The 17837-nt window shown below is 69.5% G+C and carries 17 protein-coding genes; 6 read left to right on the forward strand and 11 right to left on the reverse strand.

Features of this window, described 5'->3' with window-relative positions:
• Positions 1-520: 520 nt before the first annotated feature.
• Positions 521-1408: a bile acid:sodium symporter family protein gene (locus tag ACGFNP_RS52465; protein WP_393331341.1), complete on the forward strand. Its 888-nt coding sequence runs from the start codon at positions 521-523 to the stop codon at positions 1406-1408.
• 104 nt (positions 1409-1512) lie between these two features.
• Here ACGFNP_RS52465 and ACGFNP_RS52470 read toward each other — a convergent pair whose 3' ends face one another.
• The 7 genes from ACGFNP_RS52470 to ACGFNP_RS52500 form a co-directional block, all read right to left on the reverse strand.
• Positions 1513-2061 (reverse strand): Pycsar system effector family protein, encoded by a 549-nt coding sequence (locus ACGFNP_RS52470; protein WP_393331344.1) that lies wholly within the window; start codon positions 2059-2061, stop codon positions 1513-1515.
• 159 nt (positions 2062-2220) lie between these two features.
• The gene (locus ACGFNP_RS52475) at positions 2221-3567 is read right to left on the reverse strand and encodes a transcriptional regulator (RefSeq protein ID WP_358321003.1); all 1347 of its coding nucleotides are present in this window, start codon (positions 3565-3567) and stop codon (positions 2221-2223) included.
• Positions 3546-4352 carry an amidohydrolase family protein gene (locus ACGFNP_RS52480; RefSeq protein WP_393331347.1) on the reverse strand — a complete coding sequence of 269 codons (807 nt, stop codon included), beginning with the start codon at positions 4350-4352 and terminating at the stop codon, positions 3546-3548. The genes ACGFNP_RS52475 and ACGFNP_RS52480 overlap by 22 nt, the downstream gene beginning before the upstream one ends.
• Positions 4353-4384: 32 nt before the next feature.
• Complete coding sequence (locus ACGFNP_RS52485) at positions 4385-5122, reverse strand: amidohydrolase family protein (protein ID WP_393331349.1); 738 nt, start codon at positions 5120-5122, stop codon at positions 4385-4387.
• A complete protein-coding gene (locus ACGFNP_RS52490) occupies positions 5112-6713 on the reverse strand; it encodes a heparinase II/III family protein (RefSeq protein WP_393331351.1) in 1602 nt (533 codons plus the stop codon). Before ACGFNP_RS52490 ends, ACGFNP_RS52485 begins: the two co-directional genes overlap by 11 nt.
• Positions 6710-7726: a Gfo/Idh/MocA family protein gene (locus ACGFNP_RS52495; protein WP_393331354.1), complete on the reverse strand. Its 1017-nt coding sequence runs from the start codon at positions 7724-7726 to the stop codon at positions 6710-6712. Before ACGFNP_RS52495 ends, ACGFNP_RS52490 begins: the two co-directional genes overlap by 4 nt.
• On the reverse strand, positions 7710-8999 hold the full coding sequence (locus ACGFNP_RS52500) for a sugar ABC transporter substrate-binding protein (RefSeq protein ID WP_358321018.1): 1290 nt from the start codon (positions 8997-8999) through the stop codon (positions 7710-7712). The genes ACGFNP_RS52495 and ACGFNP_RS52500 overlap by 17 nt, the downstream gene beginning before the upstream one ends.
• A gap of 175 nt (positions 9000-9174) precedes the next feature.
• Here ACGFNP_RS52500 and ACGFNP_RS52505 point away from each other — a divergent pair, with 175 nt between their 5' ends.
• From ACGFNP_RS52505 to ACGFNP_RS52515, 3 genes are read left to right on the forward strand one after another with little or no spacing between them, the layout of a single operon-like run.
• Positions 9175-10068: a carbohydrate ABC transporter permease gene (locus tag ACGFNP_RS52505; protein WP_219539685.1), complete on the forward strand. Its 894-nt coding sequence runs from the start codon at positions 9175-9177 to the stop codon at positions 10066-10068.
• Positions 10065-10898 carry a carbohydrate ABC transporter permease gene (locus ACGFNP_RS52510; RefSeq protein ID WP_358321021.1) on the forward strand — a complete coding sequence of 278 codons (834 nt, stop codon included), beginning with the start codon at positions 10065-10067 and terminating at the stop codon, positions 10896-10898. Before ACGFNP_RS52505 ends, ACGFNP_RS52510 begins: the two co-directional genes overlap by 4 nt.
• A 33-nt stretch (positions 10899-10931) precedes the next feature.
• A complete protein-coding gene (locus ACGFNP_RS52515) occupies positions 10932-12473 on the forward strand; it encodes a hypothetical protein (RefSeq protein WP_358321024.1) in 1542 nt (513 codons plus the stop codon).
• Here ACGFNP_RS52515 and ACGFNP_RS52520 read toward each other — a convergent pair.
• Together ACGFNP_RS52520 and ACGFNP_RS52525 are read right to left on the reverse strand one after the other, a co-directional pair.
• On the reverse strand, positions 12448-13263 hold the full coding sequence (locus ACGFNP_RS52520) for a hypothetical protein (RefSeq protein WP_393331357.1): 816 nt from the start codon (positions 13261-13263) through the stop codon (positions 12448-12450). The genes ACGFNP_RS52515 and ACGFNP_RS52520 overlap by 26 nt on opposite strands.
• 2 nt (positions 13264-13265) lie before the next feature.
• A complete protein-coding gene (locus ACGFNP_RS52525; RefSeq protein ID WP_393331360.1) occupies positions 13266-14177 on the reverse strand; it encodes a DNA-processing protein DprA in 912 nt (303 codons plus the stop codon).
• Between ACGFNP_RS52525 and ACGFNP_RS52530 the strand changes: the two genes are divergently transcribed.
• Together ACGFNP_RS52530 and ACGFNP_RS52535 are read left to right on the forward strand one after the other, a co-directional pair.
• Positions 14176-14298 carry a hypothetical protein gene (locus tag ACGFNP_RS52530; protein WP_358321032.1) on the forward strand — a complete coding sequence of 41 codons (123 nt, stop codon included), beginning with the start codon at positions 14176-14178 and terminating at the stop codon, positions 14296-14298. The genes ACGFNP_RS52525 and ACGFNP_RS52530 overlap by 2 nt on opposite strands.
• A gap of 178 nt (positions 14299-14476) precedes the next feature.
• Positions 14477-15790, forward strand: coding sequence for a cytochrome P450 (locus ACGFNP_RS52535; RefSeq protein WP_393331364.1), 1314 nt, complete (start codon positions 14477-14479; stop codon positions 15788-15790).
• A gap of 7 nt (positions 15791-15797) precedes the next feature.
• On the opposite strand, the gene ACGFNP_RS52540 is transcribed toward ACGFNP_RS52535, so the two are convergent.
• The gene (locus ACGFNP_RS52540) at positions 15798-16625 is read right to left on the reverse strand and encodes a YybH family protein (RefSeq protein WP_393331367.1); all 828 of its coding nucleotides are present in this window, start codon (positions 16623-16625) and stop codon (positions 15798-15800) included.
• A gap of 36 nt (positions 16626-16661) precedes the next feature.
• On the reverse strand, positions 16662-17684 hold the full coding sequence (locus tag ACGFNP_RS52545; protein WP_358321040.1) for a sigma-70 family RNA polymerase sigma factor: 1023 nt from the start codon (positions 17682-17684) through the stop codon (positions 16662-16664).
• Between the last annotated feature and the right edge of the window lie 153 nt (positions 17685-17837).

A 17837-nucleotide genomic window follows, 5' to 3' on the forward strand; every position in this document is an offset into this window, starting at 1 on the left:
ATGAGCACACCTGACTTGGGGTTTTGTTACGTTCGTTCCCTCTCTTTGCTGTTGTTTTGATCCACAAGAAATGTTCCTGATAAATGTCGCCGATTCTTTGATATGAGGCCAGCGAAAGGGTGGGCGGATACTTGCTCCTTCGCCGGTAATTTTAAGTTCTGTCCCTCACTCGTCCTTGTGAAAGGGGAGCACCTCGAGCAGCACAAGTACGGTCCCGTCTACCCGCGCGCCAAGACGCTGGGCAGGACGATCCGGGCAACCTCCGGGGCGCGGCGGTTGCCGGAGTGCCGAAGCTGCACCGAATGATCAGACACGGCACCGCCTAGGGCCCGCTGCTGCCCGGGGGCGTCCTGGACGACGGCGGTGCCTGCGGGCACTGCCACGATTCGCGGTCGCACGCGGCGGCGAATACCCCCTCGTGCCCTCTCTACCCGCCCGGCGCCGGCACGGCGACCTCAGAGACTGACGCGCGGCGCCAGGCACCGCCTGGACACGGGTCGCCGCCGAGGGTGGAGGTTTCATGAACGCATTGCAGCTGCTGTTCAACGCGATCACCGTGATCTTCATCGCGGCCACCATGTTCGCCGCCGGTCTCGGCACCACGCTGCCGGCGCTGCGTGCCGTCTTCACCGACCTGCCGCTGCTCCTGCTGACGGTGCTGGCCAATCTGGTGGTCGTCCCGCTGCTCGGCTGGGGTATCGCCGCGCTGTTCGGCCTGCCGGCCGCGGGTTTCATCGCCCTGGTCCTGGTCGCCTCCTCACCGGGCGGGCCGTTCGGGGCGAAGCTGAGCATGGTGCAGAAGGGGGATGTGGCCGCGGGCACGGCGATGCAGGTGCTGCTGGCCGCCGTGGCCAGCCTCACCTTCGGCCCGATGAGCAGCGGCATCCTCATCACGGCCGAGGTCGGTGCGGGAATCTCCTTCGACGTCGCCGCGCTGGTGCGGACCATGGCCATCCTGCAGCTCGTGCCGTTCGCCATTGGGTTGATGGTGCGCCACTACGCACGGTCGACGGCACTCTCATGGCATCCGGCCGCCGCCACGGTGTCGAACGTGACGTTCATGATGGTGCTGACGGGCATGCTTCTGGGCAGCTGGCGTGACGTCGTCATACTGCTCGGCTCGCGTACGCTGCTCGCGGGGTTCGTCCTGTCCGTCGTCGCGTTCGCCGTTGGCACGCTGCTGGCCACCGGACCGCGCACGCGCCGTACCACCATGGGAGGCATAGCGGCGGTACGCAACGTGGGACCTCCGCTGGCCGCCATCGGAATCGCCTTCGGCGATGAGCAGGCCGTTCTGGGGGCGCTCGCCGCAGTGCTAATCAGCGGCCTGGCAGCGGCCCTGCCGATTGCCGCGGTGCTCGGCCACAACCGAGACGACGGCACCGCCCAAGACGACGGCGCCACCTGAGATGCGCGGTGCCGCCTGAGATGCGCGGTGCCGCCGAGGTGACGGCCTGCGGAGCGCGAGGCGAGCCGTTTGAGAGGGGGTGGAGCCATCGGTTCTGGACGGTGTCAGAGCAGGCGTTCCAGGAAGACCATGACCGACATGACCGTGATTCCGGCGACGATCAGGTCGACGACCCAGCGTAGGCTGCGTTGTTTGGCGCGCGCGATCCGGGCGACCCGGAGGGCGTCGGTGGCCAGGAACAGCTCGTAGTCCTCTATCTCGGCGTTCATCCGCGCGATCAGCGCTTGAGGTGTGGGCTCATCGGCGTAGGTGAGGATTCTCATTCCGCCGTGTTCGGGGGACAGCGGGCGGATGGTGATCAGGATCAGCAGGACCGCCGCGGACAGCAGGATCAGCGCCAGGATGACGCCGAAGCGAGCGAGTCCCGGGAAGCGGGCCGGACCGGTGAGGATGAGAGTCACGATCACGCCGTAGGCGACGCCCGCCCAGGACAGCAACAGGCCGGCTCTCTTCTCGATGGCGCTGATCAACTCGGCGCGGGCCGCGCTGGCGGCGGCGTCGAGCCGGTCCCTGAGGAGTGGGGACATGGACTGACGCCGTGCGCCGTTGTCGTCTCCGGAGTGGCCGCTGGGTGTGTCCGGTTCGTGGTTCATGGTGGCGGGTCCTTTCCGCCGGGGCCGTGGCCGATGGAACCGACCGGCGGCCGGGTGGATATACGAGACGGCCGACGCTTCAGACGTGGGCCGATGTGCGTTCGATTACCTTCGACTAAAGGCGTGTACCCAGAATGGGCCTGCGATGCCCAGACGCGGCTAAACCCGAACAAGCCGGTACGGCTGGCGCGGCCGACCGGCCTGAGCGCCCTTGACCGGAGGTATCGGCCAGGCCAGCCCCTCCTCAGCGAGGCTCTGCAGCACCCGGCGGGCGCTGCGCGGCGCGATGGCCAGTACGTCGGCGACGATCTCGGCGTCCACCACCATCGCGTCCGGCCCGTCGTCGAGCCCTTCGATCAGCCGTTCCAGCAGCTTGGCCGCCTTGGTGGTGACGGCGGGCTCGGCCTCGACGCGCTTGCGTCGGCGGACCGGCAGGGACAGCACCGAGCCGTCGACGCCCACCAGGTAGGCCGCCGCCGCGCCCGCGTTACGCGCCTTCTCGACCGCCACCAGGGCATTGGCGTCGGCGTCCCTGGCGGTGCTGCCCAGGCCGATGCCGACCTCGACCTCGGCGCCGGTGTCGGAGCGGATCCGGTCCATGAACGGCGCCGCCCGCAACCCGTCGGTTGCCTGGCCGAGCGCGCCCAGGGTGGCGGTGACGACGTAGCTGTTCTCGTCCCGGGGGGCCACGGTCGCCCCCATGAGGCGGGCATCGGCCAGCAGCGCCTGGTGCAGTTTGAGCTTGAGCTCCTGCTGCCAGTAGTTGCCTGGCCCCGAGTAGCTGGGCCGCGAGGAGGTGGCGAGCTCGACCACGACGATGGCGATCTGCGCCTCCTCCAGTCTGCTGCCGGTGCCGAGCAGGGCGGCGGTGTTGAGGGCCAGCCGCAGGGTGTGGGTGGTCGGCATCATCCGCAGGGCGGGCACTCCGGCGGTGTTCAGCGCCTTGGCGACGCTCCTTATCGTGGTCAGCGCCGCGGTGGTGGCGCCCTGCCGGTAGAGCTGCTCGTGGAAGCCGATGAAGCCGCGTACGGACTCGGGCTCGTCGTACTCCGACAGGTGGACGCCGGCGGTGCTCACCCCGATCTCGCCGTAGGCCTCGTCCACGTCGGCGGCGGGCAGCGAGTCGATGCTCACCCTGGCCGGGTCGATGCCGTGGGTGAGCACCCCGCGCAGGAGGGTGGCGTACAGGGCGGCCCCGCTCATCGGGACGTGCGTGGCGGGGACGGGCAGCTCGCCCCCCTGCCTGGCGAGGTCGTGCTGGAGCGGGCCGGTGAAGAGCACGACGTCGATGCTGTCGGCGATCCGCGAGAACTTCTCGTACGTCTCGTGCTCCCCGGCGAGCGGAGCGCCCACCAGCCGCCAGTCGGCGGCGGCGGGTAGGTCGGCGCCGACCATCACGATCTGTTCGACGAGGTCGTGCGGGCCGACCACCCCGATCCCCACCCTGGACCGTGTCTCGGGACGCAACCGATCCATGTTCTTGATCACCCCAGTCCCGAACGCCATCGAAGCAGGCGGGTCATCGTTCCGCCGAGCACCGCCGCCCGGTCGTCCTCGGCAAGGTCACTGAAGATTACCCGGCCGAGCGACATCCGGAGATCAATGAACGGGAAGTCGGACCCGAACACCACCCGGTCCGCGCCCACTTCACGCACCATTCTGGAAATGTCGGCGCCGGTGTTGAACGACCCGCAGAGCTCCAGTATCACCCCAGGGCGCCGGAGCGCCACCTCGATCGCGGCCTCGAAGCCCAGGGGGGTGGCCCCCGAGTGCCCCGCGAGGATCACCGCGCCGGGGTGGGCCGCCGCCACATGATCCACCATGGGCAGGTCGTTGTACGGCGAACCGTCATAGGTGTGGGTGAGCACGGGACAGCCCGTCCGCTCGGCGAACTCCCACACCGGGGCGTAGCGCGGGCCGGTGAGCGGGTAGTCGTGCAGGTCGGGGTGGAGCTTGATGCCGCCGAAGCACTCGTCGGCGCCCCACTTCTCCAGCTCCCCCACCGGGTCCTGCCAGGGGTTGACGGTCAGGTAGCCGGTGAAGCGGCTGGGCGCGAGGCCGACCGCCGCGGCGGTGGCGGCGTTGCCGGCGGCGGCGTCGAGCTGGATCGCCAGGTGACTGGAGATGACGGCGTGCGACACCCCGCACCGGTCCATGACCCGGACCATCGCCTCCGGTCCCGCGTCGGGGATGAAGAACAGGCTGTACGGGCCGGCGTGCGCGTGCGCGTCGACGATCCGGACCTCGGTCTGTGGCCGCCGCTCCCACAGCGCGGACACGAGCGGGTTCACGCGATCTCCGCCTTGAGCGGACATGAGCGGGTTCACGCGGCCTCCGCCTTGAGCAGGCCCAGCAGGGTGCCGGAGCCGATGGTGGCCACGGCGTCGTCGTCCAGTTCGGCCCAGAGCAGCCGGGTGACGGCCTCGGCCGGGTCCCGCAGCGGGGCCCCGGTGCCGAAGACGAGGCGGTGCGCGCCGTACCGCTCGACGAGCCATTCGAGCCCGCGGTGCGAGGACAGGTTGGCCAGCCCGAGGTACACGTTGCCGGTACGCGACAGCACCCCGGCCGCCTGCCTGAGCAGGCGGTAGCCGAGCGAGCCGACGACGATCGGCAGGCCCGGGTGCGCGGCCGCGATGGACTCCACGGCGGGCCAGCCGATCTGGGGCGCGTCCACGAGCAGCGGCAGCCCGGCCTCGGCGATCGCGCCGAGCATCGGCGCCGCGTCCCTGCCCGCCAGGTCGTAGCCGTGGTCGCCGGGATAGGCGCGGACGGCGCGGACGCCCCCGTCGAGAGCGGCGGCGACGAACTGGGCGGGCGTGCCCGTCTCCCCGCAGGTGTCGGGGAGCATCACCCAGCACGGGTGGAGCCTGGGCTCCGCCGCGACCAGGCCGAGCAGCTCCCGGTTGCCCGTCCCGGGGTCGTGCAGCCATGACAGGGTGTGGCTCACCACGGCTTCGGCGATGCCGAAGCGGTCCATCCCGGCCAGTGCCCCCGTGACCGTGCCCGGGCCGGCGTCCCTGCGGGGGTACCGGCCGAGCATGGCGTCTGCGTCAATGAGCATGAACCATCCATCTGTCGGGGATCGAGGGCGGCTCGTCGCGGTAGGGGAAGACGCCCACCGTGAAGCGGCCGTCGCGGCGGCGCAGGCCGAGTGAGTGGATCTCCCCGTACTCCGCGGTGCGGGTCAGCGGGTCGGGGATCCTGGCGGGACCGGTCCCGTACAGGACCTCGTCGGGCGGTTCGAGGGGGACGACGAGGATCCCCGGGCCACGCTCGCCGGCGTATCCACCGGCCCGCTGAGTCCACGGCGACAGGCCGTGGACCTGCCAGATCGCCTCGTCGTCGATCCGGTCGGTGATCACCCAGTACGGCGACGGCTCCTTGACGAAGCGGATCTCGCGGTCGTGGCGGGCGCTGTAGCCGTGGTGGTGCCCGGCGAAGACGTCGGCCTCCGGCGAGACGGAGAACAGGTCGCAGGCCGCGCGGCGGTCCTCGGTGTACTCCTGGCCGGGCACCAGCAGGGTGTTGTGGGCCCTGGTCGCCTGGTACCAGTCGTAGTAGCCGGGGTCGTCGTAGGACGGCGGGCCGCCCCCTTCCCAGGCCAGCGGCACGCCCCAGCCGGACAGCACGAAGTCGAGCGCGGCGTGGTGGCTGTGCGGCTCCAGCTCATGGCCGACGTACGGGCCGTAGTTGATCACCGTGTGGAAGTGGTCGTGCCGGAAGGTGGCGTAGCCGCTGGCCGCCAGGTTGTGCGAGCCTGCGGCGGGCTGAACGCCGTCGAGCCAGCCGTCGAGCCAGACGACGCCGCTGTCCTGGAGGTGCGGCACCCAGCCGGCGGGCGTCGCGAGGACCGCCAGCCAGCGGCGCATGGCCTGGTAGCGGGGGTGCGCGTCGAGGCCGGGTTCGACGGCCGCGGCCCGGCCGAGCCCTTCGAGGCACATGCCGTGGTAGCCGGGCGAGCGTTCGTGGTGGCCGCCGTCGGCCCGTACGTCGTGCTCCAGGTGCTCCAGCACGCGGGCCGTCGCGACGGCGGCCCAGTCGGCCGATTCGGGCAGGTCGGCGAAGATTCTCGCGGTGTGCAGGAGTTCGCAGGCGGTGGCGAACTGCCAGTTGCCGTACCTGAACTCGTCGTGCTCCTCGGCGGCCCAGCGGGCGCCGCCGAGCACGGTCTTCATCATCCGCAGCCAGCATCCGTCGCTCAGCGCGGGCTCGTCGGCGAAGACGGCCAAGGCCTCGGTGACGTATATGGCGCGGGCCCGCACGCCGAGTGAGTACCAGATGACGTCGAGGCCCGGCCAGTCGCCCCGGACCAGGTCGCGGCCGTCGTACCACTGGCGGAAGAGGCGGTCCCACTCGGCGGCGTAGCGCGGGTCGCGGGTCTCGGCGTAGGCCGTGACCAGCGGGGTCATCCAGCGCAGGTAGTGGAAGCCGTACAGCCGGGAGCGGCCGTGGCCCTTGTCGAGGAAGTCGACCTCGGCCCCGAGGAGCTCGTCCGCGCCGGCGGCGGCGAGCGCGGCGGGCACCGGCCGGGGCCGCCGCCAGCGCCTGGCCTCGGCGACGCTCGCGGCGCCCAGCGCGCCGAGCAGCGCCTCGTCGCTGATGTGCCGCATCCGCTCGGGGTCGACGTGCGGCGCTTTCTCGATATAGCTCATGCGGGCTTCACCGGCAGCCCCGTACGGGCCGACTCGTGGGCGGCGGCGAGCACGGCGGTCACGTGCCGCGAGCTCTCCACGCTGACGAGAGGCTCGGCGCCGGTACGGGCGCAGTCGACGAAGTGATGGATGGCGTCGCGGTAGGCACCGGCGGGCACGCCGTGCACCACCCGCTGGAGCATGTTCCTGGGGTAGGAGTAGGCCTGCTCGGTTGCGAGCTGGATGTTCTCCTTCTGCCGGTCGAGCTGGATGACACCCGACTCGCCCACCACGGTGACGTAGCTGTCGACCATGGTCGGGAAGGTGCTGGGGTAGATCCAGGCCGACTCGAACGTGGCCACCGCGCCGCCGGCGAACCTGGCCTGGATCTGCATGGCGTCGGGGGTCTCGATGCCGAGCCCGCGCAGCTTGCCGTAGCGGGCGGTGGCGAAGACCTCCACGACGCGGTCGTCGTACAGCCAGGTGACCAGGTCGATGTCGTGGCTGGACAGGAACCACGCGCAGGTGGTGCGGTCGGCCCAGCCGATCATCTCGGTGGGCACGTGGATGGTGTCGTCCTTGCGGGCGTAGCCCACGACGGGCTCGCCGATGAGCGGCATCTGCTCCTTGGCCTGCGCGTAGGCGGGCACCCAGCGGTGGTTGAACAGGCACATCGCGGTCACGCCCGCCTGCCGGATCGCGGCGACGGAGCGGTCGGCGTCCTCGACCGTCGTGGTGAACGGCTTCTCGACCAGAATGTGCACGCCCGCCTCAGCGGCGGCCACCATCACGTCGGCGTGCAGGTGGTCGGGGGTGGTGATCGAGACGGCGTCGACCGTGCCGGAGGCGAGCAGCTCCTGGTAGCCGGGGTAGACCGCCGCCTGCGGGGCCTGGTCCAGGGGGCGGCGGGCGACGGCGGTGATCTCGGCGTACGGGTGGGCGGCCAGGACCTCGGCGTGGCCGCGACCCATGATCCCGGCCCCGACGATCCCGATTCTGAGCCTGGGCAAGCTGAGCTTAGGCAAGTGCGTCATTCCATTGCTTCTCGGCGGCCTGGAGCGCTTCCTCGGCGGTCTTGGAACCCTGGAGGAAGGCTCTCAGCTCCTCGGCCAGCGACTCCGACAGCTCCATGTCCTTCTGCGTGCCGAGCGGGGAGTACTCCAGCTTCGGCAGCCCCTTCACGATGAGGCCACGGGCCACGTCCATCGGGTCGTCGCCCCCTTGACCGGCGAAGAAGGGATCCTTGGTCGAGGAGATCGTCGAGGGGTAGATCGGCACCAGCTTGCAGAAGGCGAGCTGGTTGGCGCCGTTGGCGAAGAACTTGATGAACTCCGCCGCGGCCCGCTGGTGGGCCGAGGACTTGGGGATGGCGAAGGTCTGCTGGGCGAGGAGCAGGTAGCCGCCGGTCTTGGTCCGTACCGGCTCGGTGATGGCGAGGTCCTTGTAGACGTCGGGCGCGTTCTTCTGGATGTTGAGCAGCGTGGCGGCGAACGTGCTCGCGGACAGGGCGAGTTGGCCGTTGTCCAGGCTCTGCGGGAAGTTGCGTACGTCCTTGGAGACCGCGCCGGGCGCGATGCCGTGCTTGTCGTAGCTCTTCTTGAAGCCGGCGAGCAGTTCGGCGACCTCCGGGGTGTTGAACGCGGCCTTCTTCTTGTCCGCCGACAGCAGCTCGACCCCGTAGTAACGCAGGACGGAGGCGGCGTTGATGCCGGGGATGTCGTTGGTGCCGTAGACCTTCGTCTCCGCGTAGACCTTGTCCGCCAGGGCCAGCGCCTCGTCGTACGTCTTCGGCGGCGCCTTCTCGTCGAAGCCGGCCTTGGTGACGACGGACTTGCGGTAGATGCCCACCGGGGTGCCGCCGTTGTACCAGGGCACGGCGTAGAGCTTGCCGTCCACGCGCAGCGGCTCGACCAGGTTCGGCTGGAAGTCGGCCAGGTCGGCGGGCTTGAACAGGGTGTCGAGCGGGGCCAGCGACTTGACGAACCTGCCCAGGTCACTGGAGGCGAGGTTGACGGCGTCGGGGACGTCGCCGCTGGCCACCGCGGCGAGCAGCTTGGTCGCCATGTCCTGACCGGGCACGTCGACCCACTTCACGGTGACCTTGGGGTGGTCCTTCTGATACTGGGCGATCAGGCCGTCGATGTAGGCGCCGTAGTTCTTCTTCAGGTTGATCGTCCAGAACTCGACCTCGCCCTCGAACGGCTGGTCGTCGCCCGTTCCGGCGGTGCCGCCCGACGTGCCGGCGACGCAGCCGGAGGTCAGGAGCGCCAGGGCGAGCGCTCCTGCCGTTAAGGCGCCTCTTCTCATCACCGCGGGACCTCCTGGCTCTTATGGCCGTCCTTAATGCTTCTTTCGGCACCATGGCAGTCCGCTGCTTGCGCCGTCAAGTCTTGGACCTTGACGGCTTTCGGGCGTTGTCTATAAGCTCCGCCCAAATTCTGGCCAGTTTTTATCCCTACTTCGGCCAGCACAATTGGATGTGATGCCGATGGCCATCAGCCGGATCCCAGGACAGCGCTGGTACACGCCGTACCTCTTTCCGATCCCGGCCCTCGTGCTGTTCGGCGTCTTCTTCGCCTGGCCGGCGTTCACCGCCCTCCAGCTCTCCTTCACCGACTACGACGGGGTGAGCCCGCCCGTCTTCGCCGGCGTGGACAACTTCGTCAGGATCCTCGGCGACACCCGGTTCTGGACGGCGCTGCGCAACTCGCTGCTGTTCCTGCTCGGGCTGTTCCCGCTGCTGGTCGTGCTGCCGCTGCCGCTGGCCGCGCTGGTCAACCAGAAGCTGCCGGGGATCAAGACGTTCCGGATGCTGTACTACCTGCCCGTCGTGACCTCGATGGTCGCGGTGGCGGTGGCCTGGAACTACGTCTTCCACCAGCAGGGCGTCCTCAACTGGCTGCTCACCGGCTTCGGCCTGCTCGACGAGCCCGTCCAGTTCCTCCTCGACCCCACCTGGGCGCTGCCCGCGCTCATCCTGGTGGAGGGCTGGAAGAGCATGGGCGTCTACATGATGATCTACCTCGCCGGCCTCCAGACGATCCCCGCCAGCCTGTACGAGGCCGCGCGGGTCGACGGGGCGGGCACCTGGCGGCGCATGCGGAGCATCACGGTGCCGCTGATGATGCCCTACATCGCGGTCGCGATCACGATGGCCATGCTCGACGCCATGCAGGCGTTCACCACGGTGTTCGTCATGACGAAGGGCGGGCCGCAGGACGCCACGCTCATGCTCGGCTACTACATCTGGTCCGAGGCGTTCGAGAAGTACGACATGGGCTACGCCAGCGCCGTCGGGCTCGTCTTATGGGTGCTGCTGATCGTCATGGCCCTGCTCAACTATCGGCTCACCGGCGGAAAGCAGGCGGAACGTTGACCCACAGACTTGCCTTCCACGCGCGCCGCGCGGGCATGTACGTGGTGCTCGTCGCGATCGCCCTGGTCTTCGTCGGCCCCTTCCTGATCCTGCTGTCGGCCGCGCTCAAGCCCGCCGGACAGGCCGTCTTCTCCTTCCCGCCCGATATCATCCCCCGGCCGCCGGTGCTCACCTGGGCCCAGGAGGCGTGGACGGCCATCCCGTTCCTCCGCTACCTGCTCAACTCCGTGCTCCTGGTCGGGGTGACGGTGCCGCTGTACATCCTGGTGTCGGCGCTGTGCGCCTACCCCCTCGCCCAGATGAGCTTCCGGGGCCGGAGCCTGATCTTCTTCGCGATCCTGGCGACGATGTTCATGCCGGGCGAGGTCATGCTGCTGCCCAGGTTCCTGGTGGTCTCCCAGCTCGGGATGGCCGACAGCTATCTGGGCGTCATATTGCCCGGGGTGCTCTCGGCGTTCGGGATCTTCCTGCTCCGCCAGACCTTCGCCGGAGTGCCGCGCGAGGTGGTGGACGCCGCCAGGACTGACGGCTGCCACGAACTGCGCATCTTCTGGCACATCATGCTGCCCGCCGCCCGGCCCACCCTGGCCATCCTCGGCGTCTTCGGCTTCATCTCGGTATGGAACAGCTTCATCTGGCCCATGGTCGTGCTCAAGGACTCCTCGCTCTACCCCATCGCGCTGGGAATCGCCTACCTGGCGGGCATCACGGGCACCGACGTCCGCAGCCTGGCCGCCGGCACGGTGATCTCGATCCTGCCGGTCATCGTCTTCTTCATGCTCATGCAACGCCACGTCCTCGAAGGCATGCGCGGTGCGGTCAAGGGCTGACACCGCGTCCCACCCCCCTCGGAAGGTAGTGCCATGCACCTGTCCCGCAGGCAATTCACCACCGGCGCCCTGGCCATGGGCATCCTGGCGCCCCTCACCGGAACCGCCCGCGCCACGGCGGGCTACGACTACACCGCGCGCGAGACGTTCGACCTGTTCGACCGGACGTTCCACGCGAGCGGCGGCAGCGGGCAGCCGACCGACACCAACGAGGCCGGCGGGCTCGCCTGGGGGCAGTCGTACGTCCTGGCCGGGTTCATCCGCATGTACGAGGCGTACAAGGACACCCACTACCTGGACCGGCTGATCACCAACATCGACCTGGTGCTGGCCGGCCGCGACTCGGCGCGCGGGGTGACCGACTATCGCGGTCGCTCGCTGCCGGCCTGGCGGGCGGCGGCGCCGTACACCGTCGGGACCGTCACGCTGAAAGGCGCGGACGGCACCCCGCTGCTGGAGGTACGCACCTCGCTCACCTACGCCGACGACGCGGTCGCCACCGTCACGGCGGGCACATCCGAGGGCCGCTTCACCCTGGAGGTGAAGAACAACCGGACCAACGTGGTCGCCACCTTCCCCGACCTGTCGCTGGATCCGTCAGCGGCGGACTACGCGGTGCGCCGGATCCTGGACGCCTTCCCGACACCGACGCGGGTGACGGCCAAGGACCTGCGGCCGTCGCCGTCCGCCCCCTACGCGGTGCCCGTGCTGGGGGCGACCCCGTTCGTCTCGCAGCCGGTCGTCTTCACCGTGCACACCGGGATGATCACCTACCCGATGGCGTCGTTCGCCAAGATCGTCCTGCGCTCCCCTCGCCTGCTGGCCGTGGCGAAGTACCGGCACAAGGCGGTCGAGTACCTGAAGGCGGCGCGGGACGCGGCGGCCGTGCACGACGACGAGTGGCGCCAGACCGACGACGGATACGGCTACTTCGTCTGGAACAAGGGCACCCCGCTCGCCTACGACGGCACCGAGCAGCCCACCAACCAGGGCCTGGCGCTCGGCCAGACCTACGCCGAACTGGCGGCGGCCACGGGCGACCCGTTCTACCGGGACCGGACCCGGCGGATGGCCCGCATGTTCGCCCGCGAGCTCACGGTGGACGCCGACGACGCCTACGTGTGGACGTACTGGCCCGCGTTCGGCAAGACGTACCAGGGCTTCGCCAAGACCGACGGTGTCTCGGAGTACACCCCGTCCAGCACGCCGGTCCGCAGCATCGAGGATCTCAGCCATGGCGCGATCGACGTCGAGTTCGCCGCCGCGGCCTTCCGCGACAAGCTGTCCTTCACGGGGCAGGACATGGCCAGGTTCGCGCGGACGTACAGCAAGAACCTGATCGCCCCTGTTGGCACGGACGGCTCCCCGACCGCCTACCTGCGCGTCGACGGGACGGGCAGCACCACCACCCCTGGGCAGTACCTCCAGGCGCCGCGCTGGATGGCGGTCGCGCAGTGGGACGACGCGGTGTTCACACACTCGCGCTCGATCTATGACGCTCGCGCCGTCGAGCCGCAGTACGGCTCCTACCTGAGCTGCGTCGCCTACCTCAACTGGCACGCCCGGCGCCGGTAGCGGCCTGCGCGCCTTGGTGGTCGCTGACGCAGCAGCGGTCGAAAGAGAACGGCCGGTCGTGCGACTCCTGCCAGATCCGGGCGCTGTACGGATCCTTGGACGCGGGGTTGATCAACCGGGCGACGACGAGCGCCACCACCGCCACGGCGCCGTTCTCGATCAGCGTGGACGCGGCGCTCTGCACGTGAGCGCCGGACACGAACAGGTCATCCACCAGCAGCACCCGTGCGCCGGCCAAGCCGTCGCCTCGGACGCGGAACGCCTCCCGATGCGACCGGCGGCCGGCGAACACCGGCGCCAGCCTGTCATCGGCTTCCAGGAGGAGGGGCCGATGCAGGCGGGCCAGCGCGCCCACCTTGCCGACGACCTGCGGCATGGTGTGGAACGCCTCGATGGGCCGCTCGGTGCGGGTGCTCGGGATGGTGGCCACCACTGTGAAGGGTCCGTGGGCCAGGCTCTGCAGGCAGTCGGCGTGCCGCCGGTAGAAGCAGGCCACCGTCGCGGCGAGAAAGTCCGATCGCTTCCGCCTGCCCGGAGGATCTCTTTTGCGGACCACGATGTCGTACAGCTGCGTGTCTTTGGCGGTGAGCGAGATCGGCACCACGTGCTCGGTGTGCCCGTACAGGTTCTCCGTGGTGCGCTTGCAGCTCGCGCAGGTCGCCCAGGGCCCGCCGGTGGCCTCAGAGTCGTTCGGGCCCGAATGACAGATCCGGCATACGCCCGGCCGTGCCGGTGGAACCGGGCGATACAGCGGCAGGAACTCGCGGGTGAACGCCTCGGCGTCACCCATGGTCAGCAGGTGTGCGTTCGAGGGGTCATATCTACGAGATTGACCGCCTGCTGGCACAGGTCGTCAATGTCCTGGACGCCAGTCATGCCTCCCCGGGAACCCGCCCTGTCCACCCACGGCTGTTCCTGCTGGAGCCGCTGTGGCACGAACACACGCTTTCCGGTCCGCAGCGCCTCCTCGACATGGCTTGCGGCGGGCCCGCCATCGGCGCCGTCGACGACGTACAGGCAGTCGGCCAATCCGCAGGTCACGACGCGTGCCTTCGTGATGGTGCGGTCGGTGGGGGCGGTGCCGGGCCAGAACGGGGAGACGACCGCGCCGCAGTCGGCTATCTGCTTGGCCACACTGGCGTACTCGCCGACCGTGGCCGGCTCGGTGATGCCGCCCGCGAGGACGGCCAGGGTACGGCTGGTACGGCCACCGGCGGCGGCGAGCGCGGCTTGGTGGACGGCCGCGTCCAGGTCGGTGCGCAGCGGCGCGACGACGGTCAGCCCGGCCTCGGCCAGGGCTCGCGCTGCGGCGGTCGCGTGGTCGACGTCGTACTCGCCGACCACGGCGACCGCCCGATGGTCCCCGGCCTGGAAGCGGCCGCGGGTCCACAGGAACGGCTGGCGGTCGTAGGCCCAGATCGCGTTGCCGGGGTAGGCGTCGTCCAGCACGGTGACGAGATGGACGCCCTCGGCGCGCATGTCGGTGATGAGGTCACGGCCCTGGGAGAGGTCGCCGGGCTCGACGCGGGCGGCGATGGCGGCGGCGTGCGCCTGGTCGTCCTCGTCCCGGCACGCGTAGCCGCCGTCGAGGAGCTCCAGAGCGCTGCCGGCGTCGAGGATGACGCGCGCGGTGTAGAACCAGGGCTTGTCGTGGGTGGCCTTGGTGAGGGCGAGAACGGCGGCCTGCTCGTCGATCGTGGTCATGGTCATCACCATCTCGAACGTGGTTTCGGTGGTGAACGTACGCGCCGACACCGACAAGGCGGCAACGGGATGCGCGGTTCCAGTGGCCTATGGTGCCGAGGTCGGCAAGCCGACGCCGTGAGATTGGCACGAACCGGCTATGCCGTATTGGGCTTTGACATCCCCGGCCGCGCGGTAGCGTCCAACACGCGACGTTGATCACGAAGGGTGCCTGCCATTGGACCTGCGAGACGCCCGATCGGACATGTCTCACGGTGAGCGTGTCAGCAGCTCCCCCCTGGAGTACAAGGAGGCAGCGCATGCCCACGAAGCCGTCCCTGCCCGAGGTGGTCGCGGCGCTGCTACGCCGAGACCCGGTCGTGCTGTGTACCCGGCTGGCGCTCACACACGAAGGAGTTGCCCGGCTGCCGATCCCGGGGCGCCGGAAGTTTTGGGTGGTGAGCGATCCCGAGTGCCTGCATCGAATCCTGGTCACCGACGCGATGCAGTTCGACAAGGGCGGGCCCATCTATCGGATCATCGCCGATGCCCTGGGCGAGGATGGCCTATTCACGGTGAACGATGAGGCGACCTGGCGCCTGCTGCGCCAGATCATGAATCCCGCCTTTCGCCGAGCCGAACTGCGCACCGTAATGGAGTTGACGGCCGATGCCTGGCGGAGCCGAATGGACGCATGGGATCTGCGCGGTCCGATAGAGCTCTTCAGCGAGCTGAAGCTGCTGAGTGTCGAGGTGTTGATGCGGCATGCGCTGGGGAACGCAGTCGATACGGCCGAGCTCACGCGGCTCGCCCTGCCGGTCTTCGACGGCATGGCGGGACGAATCTTCCTCCCGCACTGGGCACCCGGGGCGAGCGGCTATCGAAAGGCCATCGCGGCGCTGGATGGCAGAGTTAGGTCAATCATCTCCTCGCGCCGGGATCAGGGCACCGAGGCCGGGGACCTGCTCGGGCAGCTGATGACCGCCACCGATCCGCAGACCGGTCACCGCCTGAGCGACCGGCAGGTACGAGACCAGGTCTTCACGCTGTTGATGGCGGGATTCGACTCCACGGCAACCGTGCTGTCGTGGGCGTGCGTCCTGATGGCCGAGCGAGGGGATCTGTTGGACCGGCTACGGGCCGAGGTGGCCGATGTCTGCGCGGACCGCACCCCTACGCTGGAGGACCTTCCGCGGCTCGTCACCGCGCAGGCTCTGCTGCAGGAGTCGCTGCGCCTGCATCCCGCGTTCCCCATGTTCTTCCGCAACGTCAAGGCGGAGACTCGACTTGGCAGGCACCGGCTCGCCGTGGGCGACCAGATCATCGTCGCCCCCTATGCGACGCACCGCGATCCAGCCCGATGGCCGGATCCGGCGGGCTTCGACTCCGGCCGATTCGCCGGCAGGCTCGACCACGCGCGACGGGCGGCTCATCTGCCGTTCGGCGAGGGAAAGCGGAAATGTATCGGTGAGGACATGGCCACCATGACCGGGCTCCTCATCCTGGCTATGTTGGCGCAGCGGTTTGCCGCCTTTCGCCGCCCGGACGGCCATAGCGGCCAGGCGGCCCGATATGCGATGACCCGTCCATCGAGGGACAACGCCCGCTTGATCCTCACGCCGATCGATGAGTAGGCCGACCTTAGGGGCGCAGGTCGGTCTTGGCCTTACCGCTGACCGGGTCGTGCGGGACAGACAGGTGCTGGTGAACCATCATCCACTCGCCGCCCCTCCGCTCGAACACCCGCGTCCCCCGTGACCAGCTGTCAAAGCCCTGCCCGTTCGCCGGCTCCACCCGGACCCGGTTGAGGCCCCAGGCCACCGCGAGGTCCTCGCGTACCAGGATCTTCAGGTCCGGCACGTCCAGGCTGACCACGGCGTCACCGGCCGCCTCCAGACCGCTCGCGCAAACTGCCCGCACCGCCTCCACGCCGACGTGCTGGAGAGGTGTCTCGTGCTCGTACGAGACGATGTCGTCGGCGATGGCGGCCATCAGGCCGTCCAGGTCCTTCGCCGCGGTGCCGTCGTACCAGCGCTCGTGCACCCGGCGCACCTCCTGCTCCGCTGCGCCCCGATCCATGATCGGGAATGAGTGATGCTCGTGCGCGACGACCCATCGGTCGTCCTGCTTGCGCAGGCCGAGCGTCAGCCGCAGCCGGATGTCCGGCTCGCCGGCCAGTTCCTCAGGGGTGCCGCAGCGCAGCAGCGCGTACGCGTACGCGACGTCGCCGCCAGCGGTCACGTCCAGGGTCTCGATCTCGAACAGGGCCCCCTGCGCCTGCCACCGGAAGAAGCCGGGCCACGTCTTCCGATAGGCCTCGATGCCGCGAACGCCCTGGTGGGGCGGTGGCACGTCGTACATCACGATGTCCTCTGCATGGTCGGCGACGACGCCTTCCAGGTCGCCGGCGTGCACCGCCTCGGCCCAGCGCTCGATCAGCGTACGGATCTGCTCCTCGTCGGTGAGCATGGCTACAGTCCTTCCGGGTTGATGTGTCCGTCAGGACTACAACCCGGGCCGATCCGGAAACTCATCGCTCGCCAGCTCGACCGGCAGATCGAAGTCCGCGAAATCGGCCTCCAGAAACGAGACCACCTCGGCGATCCGCGTACCGCGCAGGACGAGCAAGTCCAGGCCCGCCGGCACGTAGACGCCCCGCTCCTCGTCCCACATGTACGTGCCGAACGCGAGTTGCCCGTTCGCCCGAGCCGGCAGGAACCGCCAGCGGCGCGCCATCGGCCCCTCGGCCAGGAAGGCGCGGATGCGGTCGTGGCCCTGGTACCAGGCCGTGAGCGGCGGCATCGAGTATTTCGCGTCCTCGGTCAGCATGGCCACGATGGCGTCCATGTCGCCGGCCTCCCAGGCTGCGGCGTACCGGCGGGCCACCTCCCGCTGCGCCTGACCGAGCGTCCGCTGCTGGCTGGTTTCGGGCAGCAGCCCGTCGAGCACCTTCCTGGCCCGCTGCAGGGCGCTGTTGACCGCCGCCACCGTGGTGTCCAGCAAGTCGGCGGTCTCGGACGCGGGGTATCCGAGCACCTCGCGCAGCAACAGGACCGCCCGCTGCCGGGCCGACAGGTGCTGCAGCGCGGCGACGAACGCGAGCTCAACGCTCTCCCGCGCCACCACGCGCTCCTCGGGGCCCAGCTCCGCCGTCCAGCTCATCAGCCGATCGGGGTACGGCTCCAGCCAGACCACCTCCGTCACCGGCGCACCGGCGGGACTCAGGTCGATGGGCAACTCGCGCCGCCCCCGCCGCTCGATGACCGTCAGCGCCCGGTTAGTCGCGATCTTGTACAGCCACGGCCTGATCGACCCGCGGTCCTGGAACCGCCCCAGATTGCGCCAGGCCCGGTCCAGCGTGTCCTGCACAGCGTCCTCCGCGTCGTGCATGGACCCCAGCATCCGGTAACAGTGCGCCCGCAGCTCCTCCCGCAACGGCCCCACCAACCGGGCGAACGCTTGCTGGTCCCCCACCCGCGCTGCGGCCAGCAACCCCGCCGTCTCCGCCTGGCTCGCTTCGATCCGCATCGCACCCGTCCTGATCCCCTGCGTGCCAAACTACCGCCCGAGGTACGGCGGGCCCGCCCTTGTCGCCGAGGCTGTAGCACGCCAACTGCGGCACCAACTTCTCGGTGCCGAACTCGTGCGTCACCAGGAGGAGCACGGGGAGTTTACCGACGA

This window comes from Nonomuraea sp. NPDC049269 (assembly GCF_043197155.1).
GTDB lineage: Bacteria > Actinomycetota > Actinomycetes > Streptosporangiales > Streptosporangiaceae > Nonomuraea.